Origin of the sequence: Streptomyces sp. NPDC102259 (assembly GCF_044766465.1) — a bacterium.
GTDB lineage: Bacteria > Actinomycetota > Actinomycetes > Streptomycetales > Streptomycetaceae > Streptomyces.
Genome location: NZ_JBIWMA010000013.1, coordinates 173,521 through 194,196, shown reverse-complemented (window position 1 = coordinate 194,196; position 20,676 = coordinate 173,521). Strand labels below are relative to the sequence as shown.

Sequence of the window (20,676 nt, the reverse complement as noted above, 5' to 3'; positions counted from 1 at the left end):
ATCGACCATCGCCGGAGCCGCCCGCCTCGGGCGGGGGCGGACGGGGCGAGCCGGGCGGGTCAGGCGGGGCGGCCGGGTTAGGCAGGCGAGCCGGGCGAGGAGGCCAGGCCGGGCGGAGCAGGCCGGGCAGGCCGGGCCGGGCGAAGCAGGCCGGGCAGGCCGGGCGGACGGCGAAGGGGCCGTCCGCACCACGGATGGCGGACGGCCCCTTCGGGGGTGTTTCGGTGACCGGAGGTCAGGAGGCCTTGGCCTTCTCGTTCTCGGTCTTCTCGGCGGCCGGCTTCGCGGCGACCGGCGCCGGCTTCGCGGCCTCGTAGAACTCCTCGCGCGGGGACTCCAGCGCGCCCAGCGCCACGACCTCGCGCTTGAGGAACATGCCGAGCGTCCAGTCGGCGAAGACGCGGATCTTACGGTTCCACGTCGGCATCGCCAGGCCGTGGTAGCCGCGGTGCATGTACCAGGCGAGACGGCCCTTGAGCTTGATCTTCACCTTGCCCATGACGATCATCGCGACGCCCTTGTGGAGGCCGAGGCCCGCCACGGCACCCTTGTTGGAGTGCGAGTACTCCTTCTGCGGGAAGCCCCGCATACCGGAGATCACGTTGTCGCCGAGGACCTTGGCCTGCCGCAGCGCGTGCTGCGCGTTCGGCGGGCACCAGGCGTTCTCGACGCCGGCCTTGCGGGCGGCGACGTCCGGGACCTGGGCGTTGTCGCCGGCGGCCCAGATGTAGTCGGTGCCCTGGACCTGGAGGGTGGGGGCCGTGTCGACGTGACCGCGGGGGCCCAGCGGCAGGCCGTAGCGGGCCAGCACCGGGTTGGGCTTGACGCCCGCCGTCCACACGATGGTGTTCGAGTCGACCTCGAGGCCGTTCTTCAGCACCACGTGGCCGTCGACGCAGGAGTCCATGGAGGTGGAGAGGTAGATCTCCACACCGCGGCCCTCGAGGTGCTCCTTGCCGTACTGGCCCAGCTTGGGGCCGACCTCGGGAAGGATCTTGTCGGCGGCGTCGACGAGGATGAAGCGCATGTCCTCGCGGGACACCGTCTTGTAGTACTTGGCCGCGTCCCGGGCCAGGTCCTCGACCTCACCGATGGTCTCCGCACCGGCGAAACCGCCGCCGATGAAGACGAAGGTGAGCGCCTTGCGGCGGATCTCCTCGTCGGTCGTGGAGTCGGCCTTGTCGAGCTGCTCGAGGACGTGGTTGCGCAGGCCGATGGCCTCCTCGACACCCTTCATACCGATGCCCTGTTCGGCGAGGCCGGGGATCGGGAAGGTGCGGGAGACCGCGCCGAGCGCGATCACCAGGTAGTCGAAGGGCAGCTCGTACGCCTCGCCGACCAGTGGGGCGATCGTGGCGACCTTGCGGTCCTGGTCGATGGTGGTGACCCGGCCGGTGAGGACCTCCGCCTTGGGCAGCACGCGTCGCAGCGGGACGACGACGTGGCGCGGGGAGATGTTGCCGGCGGCGGTTTCGGGGAGGAAGGGCTGGTAGGTCATGTACGACCGGGGGTCGACGACCGTGACGGTCGCCTCGCCGTAGCGCATCTTCTTCATGATGCGCCGAGCTGCGTACAGGCCTACGTACCCACCGCCTACTACGAGGATCCTGGGACGCTCCGTGGTGCTCATGCCATCGAGTATCCACCCGCTCGAGGGGGGTCGCTCGTGCGCCCCTTCACAAGCTTCCCGGGGGTGTGTGCTATCCTCCGCCGCTCGCGTGATCCACGTCATGGCGCGGAGCGGGAACCAGCGTGTAGGGCATGGCGTTGTCAATGCCGCGTGAGCTGCCTCTCCGGGTTCGGAAGGGCTCCGTGAGGGCCGTCCGGGGCCCCTTCCCCCGACCTCCGCGATACGTCCGTGCGCGCCTCTTTTGAACACGTTCACAGGGATGTTGGGCCCCCGGAAGGGTCAACCGGGACGCCTCTGTCCTCCGACAGGGCCGAATTCCTTGTGAAGAACTTCACGAACTTTCCCGAGGGGGTGCCTCCGGAACGCGTCCGAGGGGCCACGAAGGGCCCCTCGGGACTGCTCATACGGGCATCCTGCCTGCTCAGCAGAGTGCAAGTAGCGGGTCGGTCGGGGTCACGCGATCGACCAGGCGATGCCGTCGAGGATGTCGTGCTCGCTCACGACGACCTCCTGCGCGCCGATCCGCTCCATGATCGCCAGCAGGACGAGCGCGCCGGCCGCGATCACGTCCACCCGGCCCGGGTGCATCGCCGGATACGCGGCGCGCTGTGCGTGGGTGGCCTCGAGGAGGTCGCCGCTGATGCTCCTGACCCGGTCGACGCCGATCCGCGCGTGGTGGATCTTCGTGGAGTCGTACGCGTCCAGGCCCAGGGCGATCGCCGCGACCGTCGTCACCGAGCCGGCCAGGCCGACCAGGGTGTGCGCCTCGCGCAGCGGGACCGTCCGCTCGGCGAGGTCGAGAGCGGCCTCGATGTCGGCGCGCATCGCCGCGATCTGCCCGGCGGTGGGCGGGTCGGTGACCTTCCCGTCCACGACCAGGTGGCGCTCCGTCATCCGTACGCAGCCCACGTCGACGGAGCGCGCGGCGCGGACCCGGTCGTCGCCGACCACGAACTCGGTCGAGCCGCCGCCGATGTCCACCACCAGGAAGGGCTTGGCCAGGTCGGCACGCCCCTTCAGTTCCTTCGTGGCGCCGTTGAAGGAGAACTCGGCCTCCTGGTCGCCGGTGATGACCTCGGGCTCGACGCCGAGGATGTCCAGCACCCCGCGCACGAACTCGTCCCGGTTCTCCGCGTCCCGGGAGGCGGAGGTGGCGACGAAGCGCAGCCGCTGCGCGCCGTACTCCTTGATGGCGGCCGCGTACTCCCGGCAGGCCGCGAAGGTCCGCTCCAGCGCCTCGGGGGCGAGCCGTCCGGTGCGGTCGACGCCCTGCCCGAGGCGGACGATCGTCATCCGGCGGTCCAGGTCGACCAGCTCACCGGTCTCCGGGTCGGCGTCGGCGACGAGCAGGCGGATCGAGTTCGTACCGCAGTCGACGGCGGCGACGCGGGTCACCGGGCATCCCCCCCGACCGGCTTGAAGGCGAAGTGTCCCGAGCCGTCCTGCGACGTCTCCACCTGCCACCCTTCGCCGGACGGCGGCTGGGACCGCGTCACGCACGTGCCCTTGCGCCACCACTGCGGAAGCATCTCCAGGGCCTCGTCGCCGAGCGGGTTCACGCCCGGGCCGGCGGCCAGGGAGTGCGCGACGAGCACGTGCAGGCACTTCACACGGTCCGGCATGCCGCCCGCGCTGGGGAAGTTCTTCAGTTCCTCGATCTCGTCCCGGCGCCGGATGTAGTCCTCGTGCGCGGCACGGTAGGCGGCGGCCAGTTCCGGGTCGGTCCGCAGCCGCTCCGTCATCTCCTTCATCACGCCGTTCGCCTCGAGCGTGCCGATGGCCGAGTTGGCCTTCGGGCACGTCAGGTAGTACAGCGTCGGGAAGGGGGTGCCGTCGGGCAGGCGGGGGGCCGTCTCCACGACGTCCGGCTCGCCGCACGGGCAGCGGTGCGCGATCGCGCGCAGACCGCGCGGCGGCCGTCCGAGCTGCTGCTTGAAGGCCTCGACGTCCGCGTCGGTGGGCTCGGTGCGCGGGGTGGTCGGCGGGGGCGTTTCCATGCCTGTCTTTCTATCGGTCAGTTCACTGGTCGGAGGCGTCGGACTTGTCGACGCCGTCCCAGACGTTCGAGTACCAGGGGCGGTCGGTCGCCCCGAGGTCGGCGCGGGACTGCTTGGCCGCGTCCGGATCGATCACGACGAACCCGGTCTCCCCCGGCAGCACGTAGTGCAGCCGCTGCCGGATCTGCTGCTCGGCGTAGGCGTCGTCCTGCCAGCGCGCCTTGAGGTCGCGCAACTGCTCGACGCGTTCTGCTGCCTGCTGCTTCTCCCGTTCCAGATCGGCGATCTCGGCACGCTGGGAGACGTACTGACGCATCGGATAGGCCAGGGCCACGATCAGCGTGCACAGGACGAGCGCGAGGAGCGCGGCGCGGCCGGTGAGCCGGGAGCGGCGGGCCTGGCGCTTGGTCTGGGAGCGGTAGACCCGGGCCGCGGTCTGCTCGCCGAGCAGCTTGATCCTGGTCGCGGTGGAGAAACGGTCCCGGTCCTTCACGGCCACTGCTTCCCGCCTCCCGTCTCACACGTGCGTACGTCCCCGCACACGGTACGGGACCGGGTACGGGGACGTACGTACGACTGGCGGAGCCTTGACCCGGTTCGGGTCAGCGGCGTCGGCCTGTGCTCAGCCCTTGAAGCGCGGGAAGGCGCTGCGGCCGGCGTACACCGCGGCGTCGTCGAGGATCTCCTCGATGCGCAGCAGCTGGTTGTACTTGGCGACGCGGTCCGAGCGGGCCGGGGCGCCGGTCTTGATCTGACCGCAGTTCACCGCGACCGCGAGGTCGGCGATGGTGACGTCCTCGGTCTCGCCGGAGCGGTGGGACATCATGCACTTGAAGCCGTTGCGCTGGGCCATCTCGACGGCGTCCAGGGTCTCGGTCAGCGAACCGATCTGGTTGACCTTGACGAGCAGGGCGTTGGCGGAGCCCTCCTCGATGCCGCGGGCCAGACGCTCGGGGTTGGTGACGAAGAGGTCGTCGCCGACGATCTGGACCTTGTCGCCCAGTTTGTCGGTGATGACCTTCCAGCCGGCCCAGTCGTCCTCGTACAGCGGGTCCTCGATGGAGACGAGCGGGTACGCGGAGACGAGCTCCTCGTAGTACTCGGTCATCTCGGCGGCCGAGCGGGACTTGCCCTCGAACTCGTACTTGCCGTCCTTGTAGAACTCGGACGCGGCGACGTCGAGCGCGAGCGCGATCTGCTCGCCGGGGATGTAGCCGGCCTGCTTGATGGCCTCGATGATGAGGTCGAGGGCGGCGCGGTTGGACTCCAGGTTCGGGGCGAAGCCGCCCTCGTCGCCGAGGCCGGTGGACAGACCCTTGGTCTTCAGCACCTTCTTGAGAGTGTGGTAGACCTCGGCGCCCCAGCGCAGGGCCTCGGAGAAGGACTCCGCGCCGATCGGGGCGATCATGAACTCCTGGATGTCCACGTTGGAGTCGGCGTGCGAGCCGCCGTTCAGGATGTTCATCATCGGCACCGGCAGCAGGTGCGCGTTGGGGCCGCCCAGGTAGCGGAACAGCGGCAGGTCGCTGGCCTCGGAGGCGGCGTGCGCGACGGCGAGCGAGACGCCGAGGATGGCGTTGGCGCCGAGCGAGCCCTTGTTGTCGGTGGCGTCCAGGTCGAACATGGCCTGGTCGATCAGGCGCTGCTCGGTGGCGTCGTAGCCGACGAGCTCCGGGCCGATCTGCTCGATGACGGCGAGGACGGCCTTCTCGACACCCTTGCCGTGGTAGCGGTTCGGGTCACCGTCGCGGAGCTCGATGGCCTCGAAGGCACCGGTGGAGGCGCCGGACGGAACGGCGGCACGACCCGTGCTGCCGTCGTCGAGGCCGACCTCGACCTCGACCGTGGGGTTGCCTCGGGAGTCCAGGATTTCCCGGGCTACGACGACGTCGATGGACGGCACGAGCATCTCCTTCTTGGGATGTGACGCTGGTTGTGCGGGGCCCAGGGGCCTTGATGAGCCCTGGCTGGGCCTTGCGACTAGAGCCTAACCGCCCCGGGGCCGTCGGCAGCCGACCGACCGTCCCGTGGACAGACAGACCGTACCTATTGTTTCCGCCCGGAACAAAGGGGGTGGCCGAGAAAGGTCGACAGGAAGTGACGAACGGGCAAAGAGAAACCCCGCTCCGGTGCGTACGGGGGAACACGCACCGGAGCGGGGAGCCCGTGGGGACGGGGGGTGACCCTCACGAGGTCTTCAGTGTGCCGACCTCGGATGTGAGGGCGCTGTGGCTTCTCTTGGGGCCAGGTGTCACTTCAGGTGCAGCTGCTGGCCCGGGTAGATGAGGTCCGCGTCGACGACGATGTCCTTGTTCAGCTCGAACAGCTTCGCCCAGCCGCCCTTGACCTTGTGCTTCTCGGCGATGGAGCTGAGGGTGTCGCCCTTGACGACCTTGTACTCGCCGTCACCCTTCTTGACCTTCTTGCCGGTCGGGGTGGTGACCGTCTTGGAGGCGGCAGGGCGGTCGGTCGAGCGGGAGGCGCTCTGCTCCTCGGTGGAGCGGCTGCTGGTGCTGCCGCTGTTCGACGAGCTGGAGGAACCGGAGGAGCTGGACGAGCCGGAGCTCGAGGAGCCGGCGCTGCTGCCGTTGTAGGCGGCGCCGGACAGGCCGGTGCCGCAGACCGGCCAGGCACCCTTGCCCTGGCCCGCGAGGACCTTCTCGCCGATGGCTATCTGCTGGGACTTGGAGGCCTGGTCGGCGGTGGAGGCGTAGGCGGTGCCGCCGTACGCGGCCCAGGTGGACGCCGAGAACTGGAGGCCGCCGTAGTAGCCGTTGCCGGTGTTGATGGACCAGTTGCCGCCGGCCTCGCACTGGGCGACCGCGTCCCACTCGGAGGCGGTGGCGGCGGAGGCACTGCCGGCCGCCATGAGCGGGGCGGCGATGGCGACACCGGTGACGCCGGCGAGCGCGGCGACGCGGGTCGCCTTGGACGGGCGGCGGTGCTTGCCCTTGGCGGAAAACAGCATGGTGGATCCCCTCACCGACGCCTGCGAGGTGAGCTGTCGGGTTCGGGCCGTGTGAGTTGCCCGGCCACGTCCTCGCCCGCCGGAGCGCTGCTCCGTGGGAGGTGTGGCTTCACCCCGAGCCGTTCCGGTCAACCGACCGGCGCGGCACTTACCTTGGGTCCCCCGCTCCTGCCTACGGCGCTTGCGCGACGACTGTTCCCGGTTCGTCGCTGGCAGGATTCGGCGTTGCGACGGCCGGGGCTCGGGTTGCCGAGTGGCCTCGACCGTAGACACGCGATCGGCTGAATTTCAAAGACGATCAGGGCTTCTGAGACTCATCCCACACTTTCACCAAAAGGGACATTCGGTGTGAAGTGTGACGTGAACTCCCGCTGTTTTTCTTGGGCTTTGCGCCCTATTCCACCCCTGTGTCGAGGGTCTGACCGGCGGCGATGTCGCTCGGGTCGGCGCCGATGAGGCCCCTGTTCTCGGCATAGAGGGCGCGCCATCCGCCGTCGAGGCCAAGGGAGTCGGCGATGGACGCAAGGGAGTCGCCCTCCTGGACGACATAGGTGGCCGCGGCGTGCCGGCCGGCGGAGGCGGTGGTGGTGCCGTCCACGCCGGCGTCGGTCGCGCTCTTGGCCGTCGCCTCGTCGGCGGTGGTGCCACGGTGGCGGCCGGAGCCGAGGGAGCCGGTGTCGACGAGGCTCCAAGAGCCCTCATCCTGGCCGGAATTGTCTGAGTCATCCGCTTCTGGGGTCGCCGTGGGCGAGCCGTCGCCCGCCGATCCCTCACCCCGGCCGCCGGAACCGCCGGTCGAGCCGGAGCCATCCGTGGCAGCGGAGGAAGAGGACGAAGGGGAGGAAGCGGACGCCGAGGGCGAACCGGAAGAATCAGCGGACGAGCCGGATGAGTCGGACGATCCGGTCGAGGAGTCGCCGCTCGTCGAGGAACCCGAGGATCCGGACAAGCCCCGGGACAGGTCGGACAATCCGGAAGATCCAGAGGAGTCGGACGAGTCGGACGAGTCGTCCGCCACGCCGGTGTCCACGTTCAGCGCGCCGTTCTCCTGGGTGAGCCCGGAGGTCAGCCCACAGGTGCCCCACGCGCCGATCCCGTCGGCCGCGAGCACCTTCTGCGCCACGGCGATCTGCTGGCTGCGGCTGGCCAGGTCGGGGCTCGTCGCGTAGTCGAGGCCGCCGTACGCCTCCCAGTCCTTCTGGGTGAGGCTCAGGCCGCCGTACTCCCCGCCGCCCTCGTCGGCGCTCCATGAGCCGCCGGTCTCGCACTGCGCCACCTTGTCCCACACCGTGCCGTCGGCCGCGCTCGCGCCGGAGGCGGCGAGCAGCGGAATGGCGATGGCGGAGCCCGTCACTCCGGCCGCGACAAGGAGGGCCGGGGCCTGGCGGGGGCGACGGTGACGACCGTTCCCGGAGAGCATGCGAGGGGCCTTTCTCTGGACAGCACTGACCGGCGCGGCGGGTGAGACCGATGCTCCGCGCTGACGAGTGAACGTATCGGCAGACGATCACTTGTCACAAGTTAATGCCGCGCAGATCACGTGAAGATCACAGACTTGAGTGTTGGTCACCTTTGCTCCGCCGAACGGTCACACTCCGGCTGACGTCCGGTCAGACATGGACCGCTTATGAGCCGGAATGCACCGGAGTGAACTCGACCGGCAACGTCCGCAGTCCGCGCATGATGAGCCCGCCGCGCCACCTCAACTCGGCCGGATCCGCGGCCAGTCGAAGGTCGGGCAGCCGGGTCAGGAGGGTGGCGAGCGCGGTCTGGCCCTCCAGCCGGGCCAGCGGGGCGCCCAGGCAGTAGTGGATGCCATGTCCGTAGCCGAGGTGCTGATTGTCACGGCGGGACAGGTCGAGGGTGTCGGGGTCCGAGAAGCGCGCCGGGTCACGGTCGGCGGCCGCCAGCACCACGAGGACGGGGTCGCCCGGCGCGATGTCCTGCCCGCCGACGCTCAGCGGCTCGGTCGCGAACCGCCAGGTGGCGAGTTCCACGGGGCCGTCGTAGCGCAGGAGTTCCTCGACGCCGGTTTCCAGCAGGCCGCGGTCGCCGTCCTCCTCGGTGAGCGACCGCTGGAGGCGTCCGCGCTGCTCAGGGTGGGTGAGGAGGGCGTAGGTGCCGTTGCCGATGAGATTGACGGTCGTCTCGAAGCCGGCGAACAGCAGGATGAAGGCCATGGCGGCGGCCTCGTTCTCGGTGAGGTGCTCGCCGTGGTCCGAGGCGCGGATCAGACCGGAGATGAGGTCCTCGCCGGGAGCCGGGTCCGCGGGGAGCTCCGCGCGCTTGCGGTGGATGAGCTCCAGCAGGTAGCCGCGCATCTTCTTCACCGACCGCGCGACCCCGCCCCTCGGACCCCCGCCGTGCCGGATCATCATCCCCGCCCAGTCGCGGAAGTCGTCCTGGTCCTCGCGGGGCACGCCCAGGAGGTCGCAGATCGCGTAGATGGGGAGAGGAAAGGCGAAGTCGTGGATGAGGTCGGCCGTGCCCTCGGCGGCGAACCGGTCGATGAGCTGATCCGTCAGCTCCTGGACGCGGGGCGCGAACTCGGCGACCCGGCGGGGCGTGAAGGCCTTGCTGACGAGCCGTCGCAGCCGGGTGTGGTCCGGCGGGTCGATGTTGAGCAGATGCGTCATCAGCTCGGCCTTGCGCTCACCGGGGATGCCGGTCTTGCCCTTGGCATGCGCCGGTTCGTCATGATGCGCCGGGTTCTTGGAGAGCCGCTGGTCGGCGAGGGCCTGTTTCGCGTCGGCGTACCGGGTGACCAGCCAGGCCTCGACACCGCTGGGCAACACGGTGCGGTGCACGGGCGCGTTCTCGCGCAGCCAGGCGTAGGCGGGGTACGGGTCGGTCGCGAACTCCCAGGTGAAGAGTTCGGGAGCGGTGCTGTCTGGCTCGGGCTGCTCGGTCACCCCTTGACCGTAGCGGTGTCCTCGCCGCGCTCCGCGAGGGCCTTGCCCGCGCCGGGGTGCCCCCTGTCGGCGGCCTTGCGGCCCCCTCGTCGCCGTCGGCTGCGGCGGCGCGGGCCGGCATACCTCGGCGGCTTCGTCCTCGTGGCTCGGCGGATCAGGAACTCACCGTATTAACCATCGACCCCCTCGACACCGCGGATCGCGTCCCGGTACGCCCTGGCCGCGGCGCGCAGTGCCGCCTCCGGGTCGACGCCCTCCGATTCGGCTCGTGCCGCCAGGGCGAGCAGTTCGTAGCCGATGCCCTCGGCCGCCGGCAGCGGTACCTCGAGGCGTGCCGTGCGGGCCCGGGACACGAGCTTCGCCGCGAGGGCCAGTCCGGGCTGATGCAGGGGGACGCCGTCCGTCACCGACTCCCGCCGCTTCTCCGTCGCCTTCGTGCGCAGCCAGTGCTCCTTCACTTCCTCCGGGGTGGTGGCCGTGGCGTCGCCGAAGACATGGGGGTGGCGGTGGATGAGCTTGGCGACGATCGTGCCCGCGACATCGTCGACGGAGAACGGGGACTCCTCGTCCTCCTCGGCGATGCGGGCGTGGAAGACGACCTGGAGCAGCACGTCGCCCAGCTCCTCGCGGAGTTCGTCGTGGTCGCCGTCCTCGATCGCCTCGACCAGTTCGTACGACTCCTCGACCGCGTACTTCGCCAGGCCCTTGTGGGTCTGCCGGGAGGACCACGGGCACTCGACGCGGATCCGGTCCATGACCTGGACGAGGTCGAGAAGCCGGGCGCCGGGGAGGTCGTAGGAGGCGGGGAGCAGTTCCAGCTCGGGCATCGACACCCGGCCGGAGCCGGCCAGGCGGGCCAGGCCGTCGGTGAGGGCCGGTTCGCCCTCGCCGGTGGCCACGACCACGACCGTGCGGCCGCCGGCGCAGGCGGCGAGCAGCTCCTCTGCCGTCGGGGAGGTCTCCTCGACGGTGACGCCCGCATCCCGCAGATAGGGCAGCTGCGGATGCGCGCCGTCCGCGCACAGCACCCGGTCCGCCGTGCGCAGTACCTGCCAGGCGGGCCAGGACAGCAGGCCGGGGGCGACCCGGTGGCTGGTGGTGAGCAGGACGACGCGACCGGGGGCGTCGACCTCGGTGGGGGCGGCGGCGGAGCTGTTGGCGTTCACACCCCGAACGTAACCCACACCCGTCAGCGCCCCCGCGAGTTATCCACAGGCAGGACCGACCGGTCGTACGATCACACGGTCACGTCGTCTGCTGCGTCCCCGCCGCCGAGATCTCCCGTACCCAGGGCGTCTTCGCGTCGACGCGGGCGACCTTCTGCGCGTCCCAGTTCCCGTAGCGCGGGTTGAGGTCCACGTCGAGCGCCTTGGACGCCTTGGACAACGCGTTCCAGAAGGCGGGCTGGCTGGTGTTCGTGCCGAGCTCGGTGGCGAGTTTCTGGGCCTCCAGCTGGAGGCGGAGGTTCTCGTCGAGGCGCTGCGGCGGAATGCCGTACTGCTGGAGCCACGCCGCCTCCAGGCCCTTCGCCCCGCCCGCCTGCTGCTCCAGACCGGCCCGCATCTCCTGGACCTCCCGGCGGCTGACGCTGACGCCCGCGTCGTCCGCGGCGCGGTGCAGCACCTTGTCGAGGACCATGCCGTGCAGGGTGTCGCGGGCGAGGGAACCGGTCTGCGCGACGGCCTGCGCGTACTGGGCGTCGTCGGTGACCGCGGCCCGCTGGGCCGTGCGCACCTCGTTCACCCGGCTCTCCAGCTGGGCGACGGTGATCCGCTGGTCGCCCACGACGGCCGCCGCGCCAGGATGCGCGTCGTTCCCACAGGCGGCGAGGAGCGGGGCCGCCACGATCGCGGCGGACAGCAGGAGCGCGGTGCGACGACGGCGGTGCAAGGAAACCTCCCGAGGAGATTGTGCGACGGTGCACAAAGTCTTGCGGTGATCGATGGTAGGCAGTGGGGCGGCTGGGGCCAACCCATTCGACCAACGATTCACCAGGACTTCGGGCACCGCCGCGCCCGCTCGTCGCCCGCTCTTCGGTGCGAGGGCTCAGTCCCACGCGCGCGGGGCGGTCCTCGCGAGGCCGTTCCGGTTCAGCCGACGATGGCGACCGGGGCGTCCCACGTGTCGCGGTCCACGGTGATCGTGTAGCCGCCGCGGGTCTCCTTGCTGTTCACCAGGTACTGGTGACCGCGGCTGTGGTTGGTGTACTGGGTGGCGCCCCACGGCCAGTCGGTGGTCGTGGTGTCCTTCTTGTCCCACAGCGCGTACCAGAGGTTGCCCGGCAGGTCCGTCTTGTTCGTCGCGGTGGCGACGGCCTTGGCGCTGGAACTGCTGAAGCCGTAGTAGCCGGCCCGGTAGACCTTGGCGCGCAGCGTCTTGGTGAAGGAGCGCACATACGTCAACACGGCGTCGTTGCACGCCTTGTCGGTGATGTCGTAGGGCTCCATGTCGAGGTAGATCGGGCTGCCGGCCTTCATGCCGAGCGCCGAGGCCTTGGCGACCGCGTCCGCGCCGTCGGTCGCGCCGAGGGAGGCGGCCGTGGCGGCGGTGAGCTTCTCGGGGCTGGAGCCGGTCTGGCAGGACGGCTGGGCGCCCACGTAGATCGGGATCAGCTTCCAGCCGGCCGTGTTGACCGACTTCACCCAGGAGGCGGTCAGGTTGGGCTGCGCGCAGCCGCGGTTCTTGCCGCCGACGTAGACCGCGGCGCCCCCGTAGTAGCCGTCGGTCTTCCATGCCTTCATCGCTGCGAGCGAGGGCGCGGTGCAGGCGTCGAAGGCGCGGCCGGTGTACGTCTTCTGGGCGGGCCAGGTGGTGGCCGCCATCGAGGTCTGCGCCGCTATCCCCGCCCCCGCGAGGACGGCCGCGCCGGCCACGCCCCACGTGATGTATCTGCGCTTTCTGGACTGCCGGTGCTCGGCCATCCCCACCCCATCGTTCGTCTTCGCGTACGGCGCTGTCGCTGCGTACGGTCGTTTCTGGCTGAAGTCCCCTGATTCGGTGCGACGATACGGCCTCGGCTCGACGTCCAGCACCTGAACGGAACGCACGGTAACCCGCGGCATCTCACCGATCGGGAAACACAGGGTCCCCATAGCCACAAGATTCACTCATGTCACAGTAAAGAAGCGACGCCCTGTGGTGGCCTGTCCGTGTCCTACCCTTGCCCCAGGTGACTTGGGGGGCGACATGACAATGCCGACGACGTCGACGACGGCGGGCGCGGAGAGACGGCTGACGGGCGGCTGGTTCCAGCGGCTCGCCTGGGTGGCCCTGGTCTGGGGCTCGCTGGGCTTCCTGGTCTGGGTGCCCTTCCTGTACGTGGCGACCCGCCGCGGCCTCTCCTCGGACTGGGTGGCCTTCGCCTCGTTCGCGCTGTACGAGTGCGTGATCCTGCCGTGGGCGGTGATCACGCCCGACGGCGACGGGGACGCCTTCTTCGGCATCGCCATCCTGGTGACCCTGCTGACGGCGACGGTGCTGCTGCTGAGCGCGGTGTTCGACAAGAAGATCCCGACCGCCCAGCCTGCGTACGGGGCGGCCATGGCCCCTCAGGGCCAGCCGTATCAGCAGGGGTACCCGTACGGCCGGTAGGGCCTGCGAGCGAAGAACTTCAGGCGCGGCACGGGGAACGCGGCACGGGGGAACGCCGTGGGCGCCGCCACCGCCGACGCCCCGCGCCCCTCTCAAAGACGGTGCCGCATCCACACGTTGGGCTCGACGTACACCGCGTAGTCCCGCTCCGGCTCGCACCGCACGGGAACCAGCGCGCCGGGCACCTCGATGTCGCCCCGCGTGTCGAAGGGCAGCCCGGTCCAGCGCCGCCAGTCCGCCGTCGAACCCGCCACCGTCATCGACGCCGGCGCGACCCGCTCGATGCTCGCACCCGCCCGGACGTGCACCCGCAGCCACGGGTCGTACGGCAGCCCGTCCTCCCGCACCCGGTGCGCGTACTCCTCGATCGGGGCGCGCGGCTCGAGATGCTTGGCGTTCGGCCGGACCGGGGCCACGACCTCGGTGAAGCCCTTCGCCCGGGCACGGTCCCGCATCGCCGCGAGCATCCGCCCGGACAGGCCGAGGCCCTGCGCGTGCGGGGCGACGACGATCGAGATCGCGCTCACCGTGTCGGGCCGTGCCCCACTGCGCCGATCGGCGAAGGCCCAGACGAGCACCTGGTCCCAGCCCCGGGCGGGCAATGCGCCCCGACCGTCGGCGTGCAGGGCGAACGGCACGCTGTAGGCATGGGCGACGACCTGCCCCCGCTCGTCCTGCGCGAACAGCACGTACTCCGGGAACTCGACGGGGATCCGGCCGTAGTACGCGTTGCCCACCAGATCCTGGGCCGCGAACTCCGGCCAGGTATCGGGCATGTCCTGGACCGGGCCGAGCATGTCGGGACGATCGGCGAGGCTGGACACCTTCAGTTCCATGCGGTCACGGTAGGCGAGGACACGAACAGCCGGCACCGGATTTCAGCGGCTCCGGCGGCTCCGGCGATTCCGGGAGCCGCCGTGGGACCGCCCTTCCCTGGGGCGGCGCTGAGGTCGCCCTGGGGTCGCCGCCGTTCTGCCGGTCCGCTCACCCCGCGTGGAAACGCTCCGGTGCCTTCGTGGGGTTGCCCCCGGTGGGGAGTTTCTGGGCGGGGCAGGTCTCCAGGACCTTCTCCATCGCGGACTTCTCCGCCGCGGTGACCCACAGCTCGTACTTCTTCTTCACGGCGACCTGAGCCGCGACGTAGGTGCACCGGTAGCCCTTGTTGGGCGGCAGCCAGGTCGCCGTGTCGCCGTCCCCCTTGGAACGGTTGGTGCTCGCGTCGACGGCCAGGAGGTTGAGCGGATCGTTGGCGAGAGCTATCCGCTTGCCGGCGTCCCAGTACTTGGCGCCCTTCTGCCAGGCGTCGGACAGGGCGACCACATGGTCGATGTCGACCTTGCTGCTGCCACGCCGGTACGTCACGTCCTTCCCGGAGTACGGGTCCGACTCCAGCACGCCGTAGGACACCTTGCAGGCGCCGCCGGTGAACTTCACCTCTTCCAGATCGCGCTTGAGTATGTCGTCGCGGGTGTCGCAGGAGTTCGAGTCGGTGTCCGCCCAGGCGGAGCCGAACTTCTCCCGGTCGTAGCCCGTCTTGGGCGCCCGCCCCTTCACCGTCAGCGACTCGGCCGCCGCGAGAGCCGCTCCGCCGCTCCCCGCTCCACCGCCCGCCGTCGCTCCCGCATCACCGGAACCCGAACCAGCGCCGGAACCGGAGTCCGAGCCGGTCACCTGCTCCTTGCATCCGGCCACCGAAACGGCACACATCAGCACGGCGGCAACCGCCGCCCCGCCCCTCAGACGCTTCACGCGCCCCTCCCCTGCCTGCCCGACGCCACCCCGCACAGGGGCGCTTTCCCCTGACGGGGACTGGCACACACGGTAGCGAGGGGGCGCTCGGGGGCAGTCGGGAGGTCCAGACCACAACCGACCCAAGTGGGCATCTCGTACTTGTCGGGAATATCGTCGATGGAGAGTCACCTCCGGAAGGAGCTCTGGATGGGCATCCTCGACAGGTTCAAGAGCAACAAGGCGGCACAGGACAAGGCCAGGAACATGTCCGACACCGCGGAGCAGAAGGCGAACGAGAAGACGGGCAACAAGTACGAGTCCCAGGTCGACTCCGGGCAGCAGAAGCTGCACGAGCGGCTCGGCATGGACGAGGAACGGCCCGACCAGCCCTAGCCCCAGCCCGCGGAATCGACCCGGACCCCGGCCGCAGTTTCGGCCGTAGCCCGGCCCGAAGACTCTTGGGGGCCGAGCCACCGACATCACCCGGCACAGGAGGCCGTCCGCGCGGGGCTACACCGCTGCGGACGGCTTCGCCCTGCCGCCCGCGACGACGGCGACGCTCACACTCTCCCGATGCCGAGCGTCGACTCCGAGGGCAGCAGGCCGGATCCCAGCACCGCGACCCAGTAGTCGCCGAGGAGCGCGGCCAGGCGTTCCGTGGACTGCGGGCCGAGGTGCTGCCAGGGGCCGAGGGCCAGCCGGTCGGTGTCCTGCTCGACGCGGCGGCGCAGGTCTCGGCCCGCCTCCGTCGCCGTGCCGTCCGTCTCCAGCAGACCTCTGGCCGTCAGCCGTTCGCTCGCCGCCGTCCACTCCTCGTGGGTCCAGCCGCGGCTTTCGAAGCGCTCGACGGACGCGGCGCCTGTCGCGGCGAAGGACACCAGCGCCTCGGTCGGGTCGAGACCGGCGAGGAGCAGGGCGGCGAGGTGACCGTCCCCGCGGTGCTCACGCAGGACGGTCGCCGCCTGCCAGAGCTGGAGGTGGGGCTCGCTCGGCCACTCCAGCGCGGCGTTGGCCGCGGCGAGCGGGCGCCCCGCGGTGTCGGCCGCCTCGGCGGCGCGGCGGGCGAGGGCGGCGGCCTCGGCCAGCTCGGGACTGTCCACCAGGTCACCGAACAGCTTGCGGTACAGCCGGTCGATGCCTCTCAGTCTCGCCGCCAGAGCGGCTTCGGGGGCGGCGACCTTCCACGCGCCCTCGACGTGCCGGGCGACCATGCCGGGCCGGAAACTGTAGAAGGCGGAGGCCACCGCCTCGGCGCTCACCGGGCCCAATGGGGCGGCACGGAACGGGAAGTAGCTCCCCCAGCGGTCCTCGGTCGGGTAGCCGAGCGTGCCGGCCTCCTCGAAGACCTCCGGCGCGTAGTACAGCACCGCGTGCAGCGGCTCCAGCAGATGCCAGAGCCTGCGGGCCTGGCCCGGCGCGACCTGTTCGCCCGGCTCAAGCCGATCGCCCCGCTCGATCCGCTCGCCTCGCCCGGCCTGTTCGGCCACCTGGTTCTCGCGATTCTCGGACATGACGTCTCCCCCTCGTCGCGTACGGACATCGGCCATAACTTGACAATGACAAGATTGCCCGAATCTCGCGAACTTGTCAATGACTAGATACCGCGTACGCTGCTGCCCATGAACGACCGCCCCTACCACCACGGCGACCTGCGGCGGGCCATCCTGACCGCCGCCCTCGACGTCATCGCCACCGACGGTCCCACCGGGCTGAGCCTGCGCGACCTGGCCCGCCGCGCCGGCGTCTCGCACGCGGCGCCGGCCCATCACTTCCGGGACCGCACGGGTCTGCTGACGGCGATCGCGGCGGAGGGACACGGGCTGCTGGCCGCCGCGCTGGCGGGGACGACGGATCTACGGGAGGCGGGCGCGCGCTACGTCCGCTTCGCGCGCGAGCACCCGGCGCACTTCCAGGTGATGTTCTCGCCCGAGCTGCTGCGCGCCGACGACCTGGAGCTGACCACGGCCCGCGCGCTGTCCGCCGCCGCCCTCACCGACGCCATCGCCACCGCACCCGCACCCGCACCCGCGCCCGCACCCGGCGGGGACGGCACGAACGCCCGGTCGGCCCGTATCGCCGTCTGGTCCCTGGCCCACGGTTTCGCCACCCTCCTGCTCGGCCACAACCTCGACGGACTCCTGGGCGACGAGGACCCTGAGGAGGTGTTCCGCGCGCTGCCGATGACGCTGTTCCCCCCGGCCTGAGCCCGAAGCCCGGGGGCAGCCCGCGGGCAGACGGCGGGCCACCGGCGGACGGATCCGACCGGTGGCCCGAGGACGACCGCGACCTACGACCCCAGCACCGTCGCCAGCAGCTCGCCCACCCAGCCCAGCAGTTCGCGTCCGACCAGCGGCTTGCCGCCGACCTTCGCGGTCTTCGGGCGGGGCACCAGGATCTGGTGCGCGGCCGGCTTGATGACGGTCCCGGGGTAGAGCCGCTGGAGGCGCAGCTCCTGGGACTCGCGCAACTCCACCGGCGCGAAACGGATGTTGGCGCCCTGGAGCACGATCTCGCCGACGCCACACGCGCGTGCCAGCATCCGCAGCCCCGCCACCAGCAGCAGGTTCTCGACCGGCTCCGGCAACTTGCCGTAGCGGTCGACGAGTTCCTCGCGGACCGCCTTGACGTCCTCCTCCGAGTTGACGGAGGCGATGGACCGGTAGGCCTGGAGGCGCAGCCGCTCACCCGGCGCGTAGTCGTGCGGGACGTGCGCGTCGACGGGCAGCTCGACCTTGACCTCGAGCGGCGGCTCCTCCTCGACCCCGCCGGACTCCAGCTGACGCCGGTAGTCCGCGACGGCCTCGCCGACCATCCGGACGTACAGGTCGAAGCCGACGCCCGCGATGTGGCCGGACTGTTCGCCGCCGAGCAGGTTTCCGGCGCCCCGGATCTCCAGGTCCTTCATCGCCACGTACATGCCCGCGCCCATCTCGGTGTGCTGGGCGATCGTGGCGAGACGCTCGTGGGCGGTCTCCGTGAGGGGCTTCTCGGGCGGGTAGAGGAAGTACGAGTAACCCCGCTCGCGCCCTCGTCCGACGCGGCCGCGCAGCTGGTGCAGCTGGGACAGGCCGAAGGTGTCTCCGCGCTCCACGATCAGCGTGTTCGCGTTGGAGATGTCGATGCCGGACTCGACGATCGTCGTCGAGACGAGTACGTCGAACTTCTTCTCCCAGAAGTCGACGACGACCTGCTCCAGCGCCGTCTCCGACATCTGGCCGTGGGCGGTGGCGATGCGCGCCTCGGGCACGATCTCGCGCAGCTTCGCCGCCGCGCGGTCGATCGACTCGACCCGGTTGTGGATGTAGAAGACCTGGCCCTCGCGCAGCAGTTCGCGGCGGATGGCGGCGCCGATCTGCTTCTGCTCGTAGGGACCGACGAAGGTGAGCACCGGGTGGCGCTCCTCCGGGGGCGTGGTGATCGTGGACATCTCGCGGATGCCCGTCACCGCCATCTCCAGGGTCCTGGGGATCGGGGTCGCCGACATCGTCAGGACGTCCACGTTCGCGCGCAGCTTCTTCAGCTGCTCCTTGTGCTCGACGCCGAAGCGCTGCTCCTCGTCGACGATGACCAGGCCGAGGTCCTTGAACTTCGTCTCGGAGGAGAACAGGCGGTGGGTGCCGATGACGATGTCCACCGCGCCCTCGCGCAGCCCCTCCAGGGTGGCCTTCGCCTCCGTGTCCGTCTGGAAGCGGGACAGCGCCCTGACGTTCACCGGGAACTGCGCGTACCGCTCGCTGAACGTGCCGAAGTGCTGCTGCACGAGGAGGGTGGTGGGCACGAGGACGGCGACCTGCTTGCCGTCCTGGACGGCCTTGAAGGCGGCCCGGACGGCGATCTCCGTCTTGCCGTAGCCGACGTCGCCGCAGATCAGGCGGTCCATCGGGACCGTCTTCTCCATGTCGTCCTTGACTTCGGCGATGGTGGTGAGCTGGTCGGGCGTCTCCACGTAGGGGAAGGCGTCCTCCAGCTCGCGCTGCCAGGGGGTGTCCGCGCCGAAGGCGTGCCCGGGGGCCGCCATCCGCGCGCTGTACAGCTTGATGAGGTCGGCGGCGATCTCCTTGACGGCCTTCTTCGCGCGCGCCTTGGTCTTCGTCCAGTCGGCGCCGCCGAGCCGGTGCAGCGTGGGGGCCTCGCCACCGACGTACTTGGTGATCTGCTCCAGCTGGTCGGTCGGGATGTAGAGGCGGTCGCCGGGCTGGCCGCGCTTGGCGGGGGCGTACTCGACGACCAGGTACTCGCGCGTGGCGCTCTGGACCGTGCGCTGCACCATCTCGATGTAGCGGCCCACGCCGTGCTGCTCGTGGACGATGTAGTCGCCCGCCTCCAGGGTGAGCGGGTCGATGGTCTTCCTGCGGCGCGCGGGCATGCGGGCGCCGTCCTTGCCGGCCGCCTTCTGGCCGGTCAGGTCGGTCTCCGTGAGGACGGCGAGGCGCAGTGCCGGGTCGACGAAGCCGTAGTCGATCGAGCCGCAGGAGACGTGCACCACGGACGGGCCGAGCTCGGTCAGGTCGGCGTCCAGACGGGCCGCGACGCCCTCGCCGCCGAGCACCTCGACGGTGCGGGCCGCCGGGCCGTGCGCCTCGGTGACGAAGGCGACGCTCCAGCCGTCGGCCAGCCAGCCCTTGGTGTCGGCCAGCGCCTTGGCGGTGTCGCCGCGGTAGGTCTCGGGGGCGTGCATGCCGAGTTTCAGCGTGTCGGCGGACCCCGCCGCATCGGCGGCGGACGTGAACGACTCGTCGGCCGCGAACGGCGACACCGACCACCACATCATGTCCAGCTCGCGCGCGTGGTCACGGACGTCCGCGATGGCCCACAGGGAGGCCGCGCCGACGTCGATGGGCGCCTCGCCGCCACCGGCGGTGGCCGCCCAGGACGCCTGGAGGAACTCCTGGGACGTCGCCACGAGGTCGGTGGCACGCGTGCGTACCCGCTCCGGGTCGCAGACGACGGCCAGCGCCCCCTCGGGCAGGACGTCGATCAACAGCTCCATGTCGTCGACCAGCACCGGGGCCAGGGACTCCATGCCCTCGACGGCGATGCCCTCGGCGATCCTGCCGAGCAGTTCGCCGAGCTCGGGGTGCTCCTCGGCGAGGGCACGCGCACGCGCACGGACGTCTTCCGTCAACAGGAGTTCACGGCACGGCGGGGCCCACAGGCCGTGTTCGGCAACCTCCAGTGAGCGCTGGTCGGCGACCTTGAAGTAGCGGATCTCCTCCACGTCGTCGCCCCAGAACTCGACGCGCAGGGGGTGTTCCTCGGTGGGCGGGAACACGTCCAGGATGCCGCCCCGTACGGCGAACTCGCCGCGCTTCTCGACGAGCTCCACGCGCGCGTAGGCGGCCGCGGCGAGGGCTTCGACGATCTCGTTCAGGTCGGCCGTCCGGCCGGTGCGCAGGGCCACCGGTTCCAGGTCGCCGAGGCCCTTGACCTGCGGCTGGAGCACCGAGCGGACCGGCGCCACGACGACCGAGACCGGGCCGGTCTCGGGGTCGTCGGGGCGCGGGTGGGCCAGGCGGCGCAGCACGGCGAGACGGCGGCCGACGGTGTCGCTGCGCGGGCTGAGGCGCTCGTGCGGGAGCGTCTCCCAGGAGGGGTACTCCACCACGCCGTCCGGCGGGAGCAGCGAGCGCAGGGCGGCGGCCAGGTCCTCGGCCTCGCGGCCGGTGGCCGTCACCGCGAGGACCGTGCGGCCGGTCTCGCGGGCGAGGGCGGCGATGGCGAAGGGGCGGGCCGCCGGGGGGCCGACGAGGTCGACGTGCATGCGGTTGCCGTCGGCGGCCGCGGAGATCGCTTCCGCGAGGGCGGTGTCCTTGACGACGGCGTCGAGCAGACCGTGCAGGCTCATGG

At 70.8% G+C, this 20,676-nt stretch carries 18 protein-coding genes and 1 riboswitch; of the genes, 3 read left to right on the top strand and 15 right to left on the bottom strand.

Features of this window, described 5'->3' with window-relative positions:
• Positions 1-235: 235 nt before the first annotated feature.
• The 11 genes from ACIRPU_RS27765 to ACIRPU_RS27715 all read right to left on the bottom strand — a co-directional run bounded on the left by ACIRPU_RS27765 (position 236) and on the right by ACIRPU_RS27715 (position 12,428).
• The gene (locus ACIRPU_RS27765; protein WP_355704481.1) at positions 236-1,630 is read right to left on the bottom strand and encodes an NAD(P)/FAD-dependent oxidoreductase; all 1,395 of its coding nucleotides are present in this window, start codon (positions 1,628-1,630) and stop codon (positions 236-238) included.
• A gap of 453 nt (positions 1,631-2,083) precedes the next feature.
• Positions 2,084-3,025, bottom strand: a complete 942-nt coding sequence (locus tag ACIRPU_RS27760) for an exopolyphosphatase (RefSeq protein ID WP_403871998.1) — start codon at positions 3,023-3,025, stop codon at positions 2,084-2,086.
• Positions 3,022-3,627, bottom strand: coding sequence for a DUF501 domain-containing protein (locus ACIRPU_RS27755; protein WP_403871996.1), 606 nt, complete (start codon positions 3,625-3,627; stop codon positions 3,022-3,024). Before ACIRPU_RS27755 ends, ACIRPU_RS27760 begins: the two co-directional genes overlap by 4 nt.
• A 22-nt stretch (positions 3,628-3,649) precedes the next feature.
• Positions 3,650-4,126: a septum formation initiator family protein gene (locus tag ACIRPU_RS27750; protein ID WP_403871994.1), complete on the bottom strand. Its 477-nt coding sequence runs from the start codon at positions 4,124-4,126 to the stop codon at positions 3,650-3,652.
• Between the two features lie 123 nt (positions 4,127-4,249).
• On the bottom strand, positions 4,250-5,536 hold the full coding sequence (eno, locus tag ACIRPU_RS27745) for a phosphopyruvate hydratase (protein ID WP_403871992.1): 1,287 nt from the start codon (positions 5,534-5,536) through the stop codon (positions 4,250-4,252).
• Positions 5,537-5,878: 342 nt separating this feature from the next.
• Positions 5,879-6,595 (bottom strand): transglycosylase family protein, encoded by a 717-nt coding sequence (locus ACIRPU_RS27740; protein ID WP_385566045.1) that lies wholly within the window; start codon positions 6,593-6,595, stop codon positions 5,879-5,881.
• 3 nt (positions 6,596-6,598) lie between these two features.
• Positions 6,599-6,785, bottom strand: a riboswitch (cyclic di-AMP (ydaO/yuaA leader).
• 204 nt (positions 6,786-6,989) lie between these two features.
• Complete coding sequence (locus tag ACIRPU_RS27735; protein WP_403871990.1) at positions 6,990-8,015, bottom strand: transglycosylase family protein; 1,026 nt, start codon at positions 8,013-8,015, stop codon at positions 6,990-6,992.
• A 205-nt stretch (positions 8,016-8,220) separates the two neighbouring features.
• Entirely contained in the window at positions 8,221-9,507 is a 1,287-nt protein-coding gene (locus tag ACIRPU_RS27730) for a cytochrome P450 (protein WP_403871988.1), read from the bottom strand.
• Between the two features lie 170 nt (positions 9,508-9,677).
• Positions 9,678-10,673, bottom strand: a complete 996-nt coding sequence (locus ACIRPU_RS27725; protein WP_403871986.1) for a nucleoside triphosphate pyrophosphohydrolase — start codon at positions 10,671-10,673, stop codon at positions 9,678-9,680.
• Positions 10,674-10,752: 79 nt separating this feature from the next.
• Positions 10,753-11,397: a SurA N-terminal domain-containing protein gene (locus ACIRPU_RS27720; RefSeq protein WP_403871984.1), complete on the bottom strand. Its 645-nt coding sequence runs from the start codon at positions 11,395-11,397 to the stop codon at positions 10,753-10,755.
• 200 nt (positions 11,398-11,597) lie between these two features.
• Complete coding sequence (locus tag ACIRPU_RS27715) at positions 11,598-12,428, bottom strand: glycoside hydrolase domain-containing protein (RefSeq protein WP_403871982.1); 831 nt, start codon at positions 12,426-12,428, stop codon at positions 11,598-11,600.
• 265 nt (positions 12,429-12,693) lie between these two features.
• Between ACIRPU_RS27715 and ACIRPU_RS27710 the strand changes: the two genes are divergently transcribed.
• Positions 12,694-13,098, top strand: coding sequence for a hypothetical protein (locus tag ACIRPU_RS27710; protein ID WP_384117011.1), 405 nt, complete (start codon positions 12,694-12,696; stop codon positions 13,096-13,098).
• A 92-nt stretch (positions 13,099-13,190) separates the two neighbouring features.
• Here ACIRPU_RS27710 and ACIRPU_RS27705 read toward each other — a convergent pair whose 3' ends face one another.
• Both ACIRPU_RS27705 and ACIRPU_RS27700 read right to left on the bottom strand, forming a co-directional pair.
• A complete protein-coding gene (locus tag ACIRPU_RS27705) occupies positions 13,191-13,934 on the bottom strand; it encodes a GNAT family N-acetyltransferase (protein ID WP_403871979.1) in 744 nt (247 codons plus the stop codon).
• A gap of 148 nt (positions 13,935-14,082) precedes the next feature.
• On the bottom strand, positions 14,083-14,847 hold the full coding sequence (locus ACIRPU_RS27700; protein ID WP_403871977.1) for an HNH endonuclease family protein: 765 nt from the start codon (positions 14,845-14,847) through the stop codon (positions 14,083-14,085).
• Positions 14,848-15,036: 189 nt separating this feature from the next.
• On the opposite strand from ACIRPU_RS27700, the gene ACIRPU_RS27695 reads away from it, so the two are divergent.
• A complete protein-coding gene (locus ACIRPU_RS27695; protein WP_384117002.1) occupies positions 15,037-15,222 on the top strand; it encodes an antitoxin in 186 nt (61 codons plus the stop codon).
• A gap of 167 nt (positions 15,223-15,389) precedes the next feature.
• Here ACIRPU_RS27695 and ACIRPU_RS27690 read toward each other — a convergent pair whose 3' ends face one another.
• A complete protein-coding gene (locus tag ACIRPU_RS27690) occupies positions 15,390-16,340 on the bottom strand; it encodes a hypothetical protein (RefSeq protein WP_403871975.1) in 951 nt (316 codons plus the stop codon).
• A gap of 108 nt (positions 16,341-16,448) precedes the next feature.
• Between ACIRPU_RS27690 and ACIRPU_RS27685 the strand changes: the two genes are divergently transcribed.
• Positions 16,449-17,033 carry a TetR/AcrR family transcriptional regulator gene (locus ACIRPU_RS27685; protein WP_403871973.1) on the top strand — a complete coding sequence of 195 codons (585 nt, stop codon included), beginning with the start codon at positions 16,449-16,451 and terminating at the stop codon, positions 17,031-17,033.
• An 83-nt stretch (positions 17,034-17,116) separates the two neighbouring features.
• On the opposite strand, the gene mfd is transcribed toward ACIRPU_RS27685, so the two are convergent.
• A complete protein-coding gene (gene mfd / locus ACIRPU_RS27680) occupies positions 17,117-20,674 on the bottom strand; it encodes a transcription-repair coupling factor (RefSeq protein ID WP_403871971.1) in 3,558 nt (1,185 codons plus the stop codon).
• Between the last annotated feature and the right edge of the window lie 2 nt (positions 20,675-20,676).

Bases quoted from the DNA above. Each gene is read 5' to 3' on its own strand.
- ACIRPU_RS27765 (WP_355704481.1), bottom strand. From the start codon at position 1,630: ATGAGCACCACGGAGCGTCCCAGGATCCTCGTAGTAGGCGGTGGGTAC.
- ACIRPU_RS27755 (WP_403871996.1), bottom strand. From the start codon at position 3,627: ATGGAAACGCCCCCGCCGACCACCCCGCGCACCGAGCCCACCGACGCG.
- eno (WP_403871992.1), bottom strand. From the start codon at position 5,536: ATGCTCGTGCCGTCCATCGACGTCGTCGTAGCCCGGGAAATCCTGGAC.
- ACIRPU_RS27740 (WP_385566045.1), bottom strand. From the start codon at position 6,595: ATGCTGTTTTCCGCCAAGGGCAAGCACCGCCGCCCGTCCAAGGCGACC.
- ACIRPU_RS27735 (WP_403871990.1), bottom strand. From the start codon at position 8,015: ATGCTCTCCGGGAACGGTCGTCACCGTCGCCCCCGCCAGGCCCCGGCC.
- ACIRPU_RS27715 (WP_403871982.1), bottom strand. From the start codon at position 12,428: ATGGCCGAGCACCGGCAGTCCAGAAAGCGCAGATACATCACGTGGGGC.
- ACIRPU_RS27710 (WP_384117011.1), top strand. From the start codon at position 12,694: ATGACAATGCCGACGACGTCGACGACGGCGGGCGCGGAGAGACGGCTG.
- ACIRPU_RS27705 (WP_403871979.1), bottom strand. From the start codon at position 13,934: ATGGAACTGAAGGTGTCCAGCCTCGCCGATCGTCCCGACATGCTCGGC.
- ACIRPU_RS27695 (WP_384117002.1), top strand. From the start codon at position 15,037: ATGGGCATCCTCGACAGGTTCAAGAGCAACAAGGCGGCACAGGACAAG.
- ACIRPU_RS27690 (WP_403871975.1), bottom strand. From the start codon at position 16,340: ATGTCCGAGAATCGCGAGAACCAGGTGGCCGAACAGGCCGGGCGAGGC.
- ACIRPU_RS27685 (WP_403871973.1), top strand. From the start codon at position 16,449: ATGAACGACCGCCCCTACCACCACGGCGACCTGCGGCGGGCCATCCTG.
- mfd (WP_403871971.1), bottom strand. From the start codon at position 20,674: ATGAGCCTGCACGGTCTGCTCGACGCCGTCGTCAAGGACACCGCCCTC.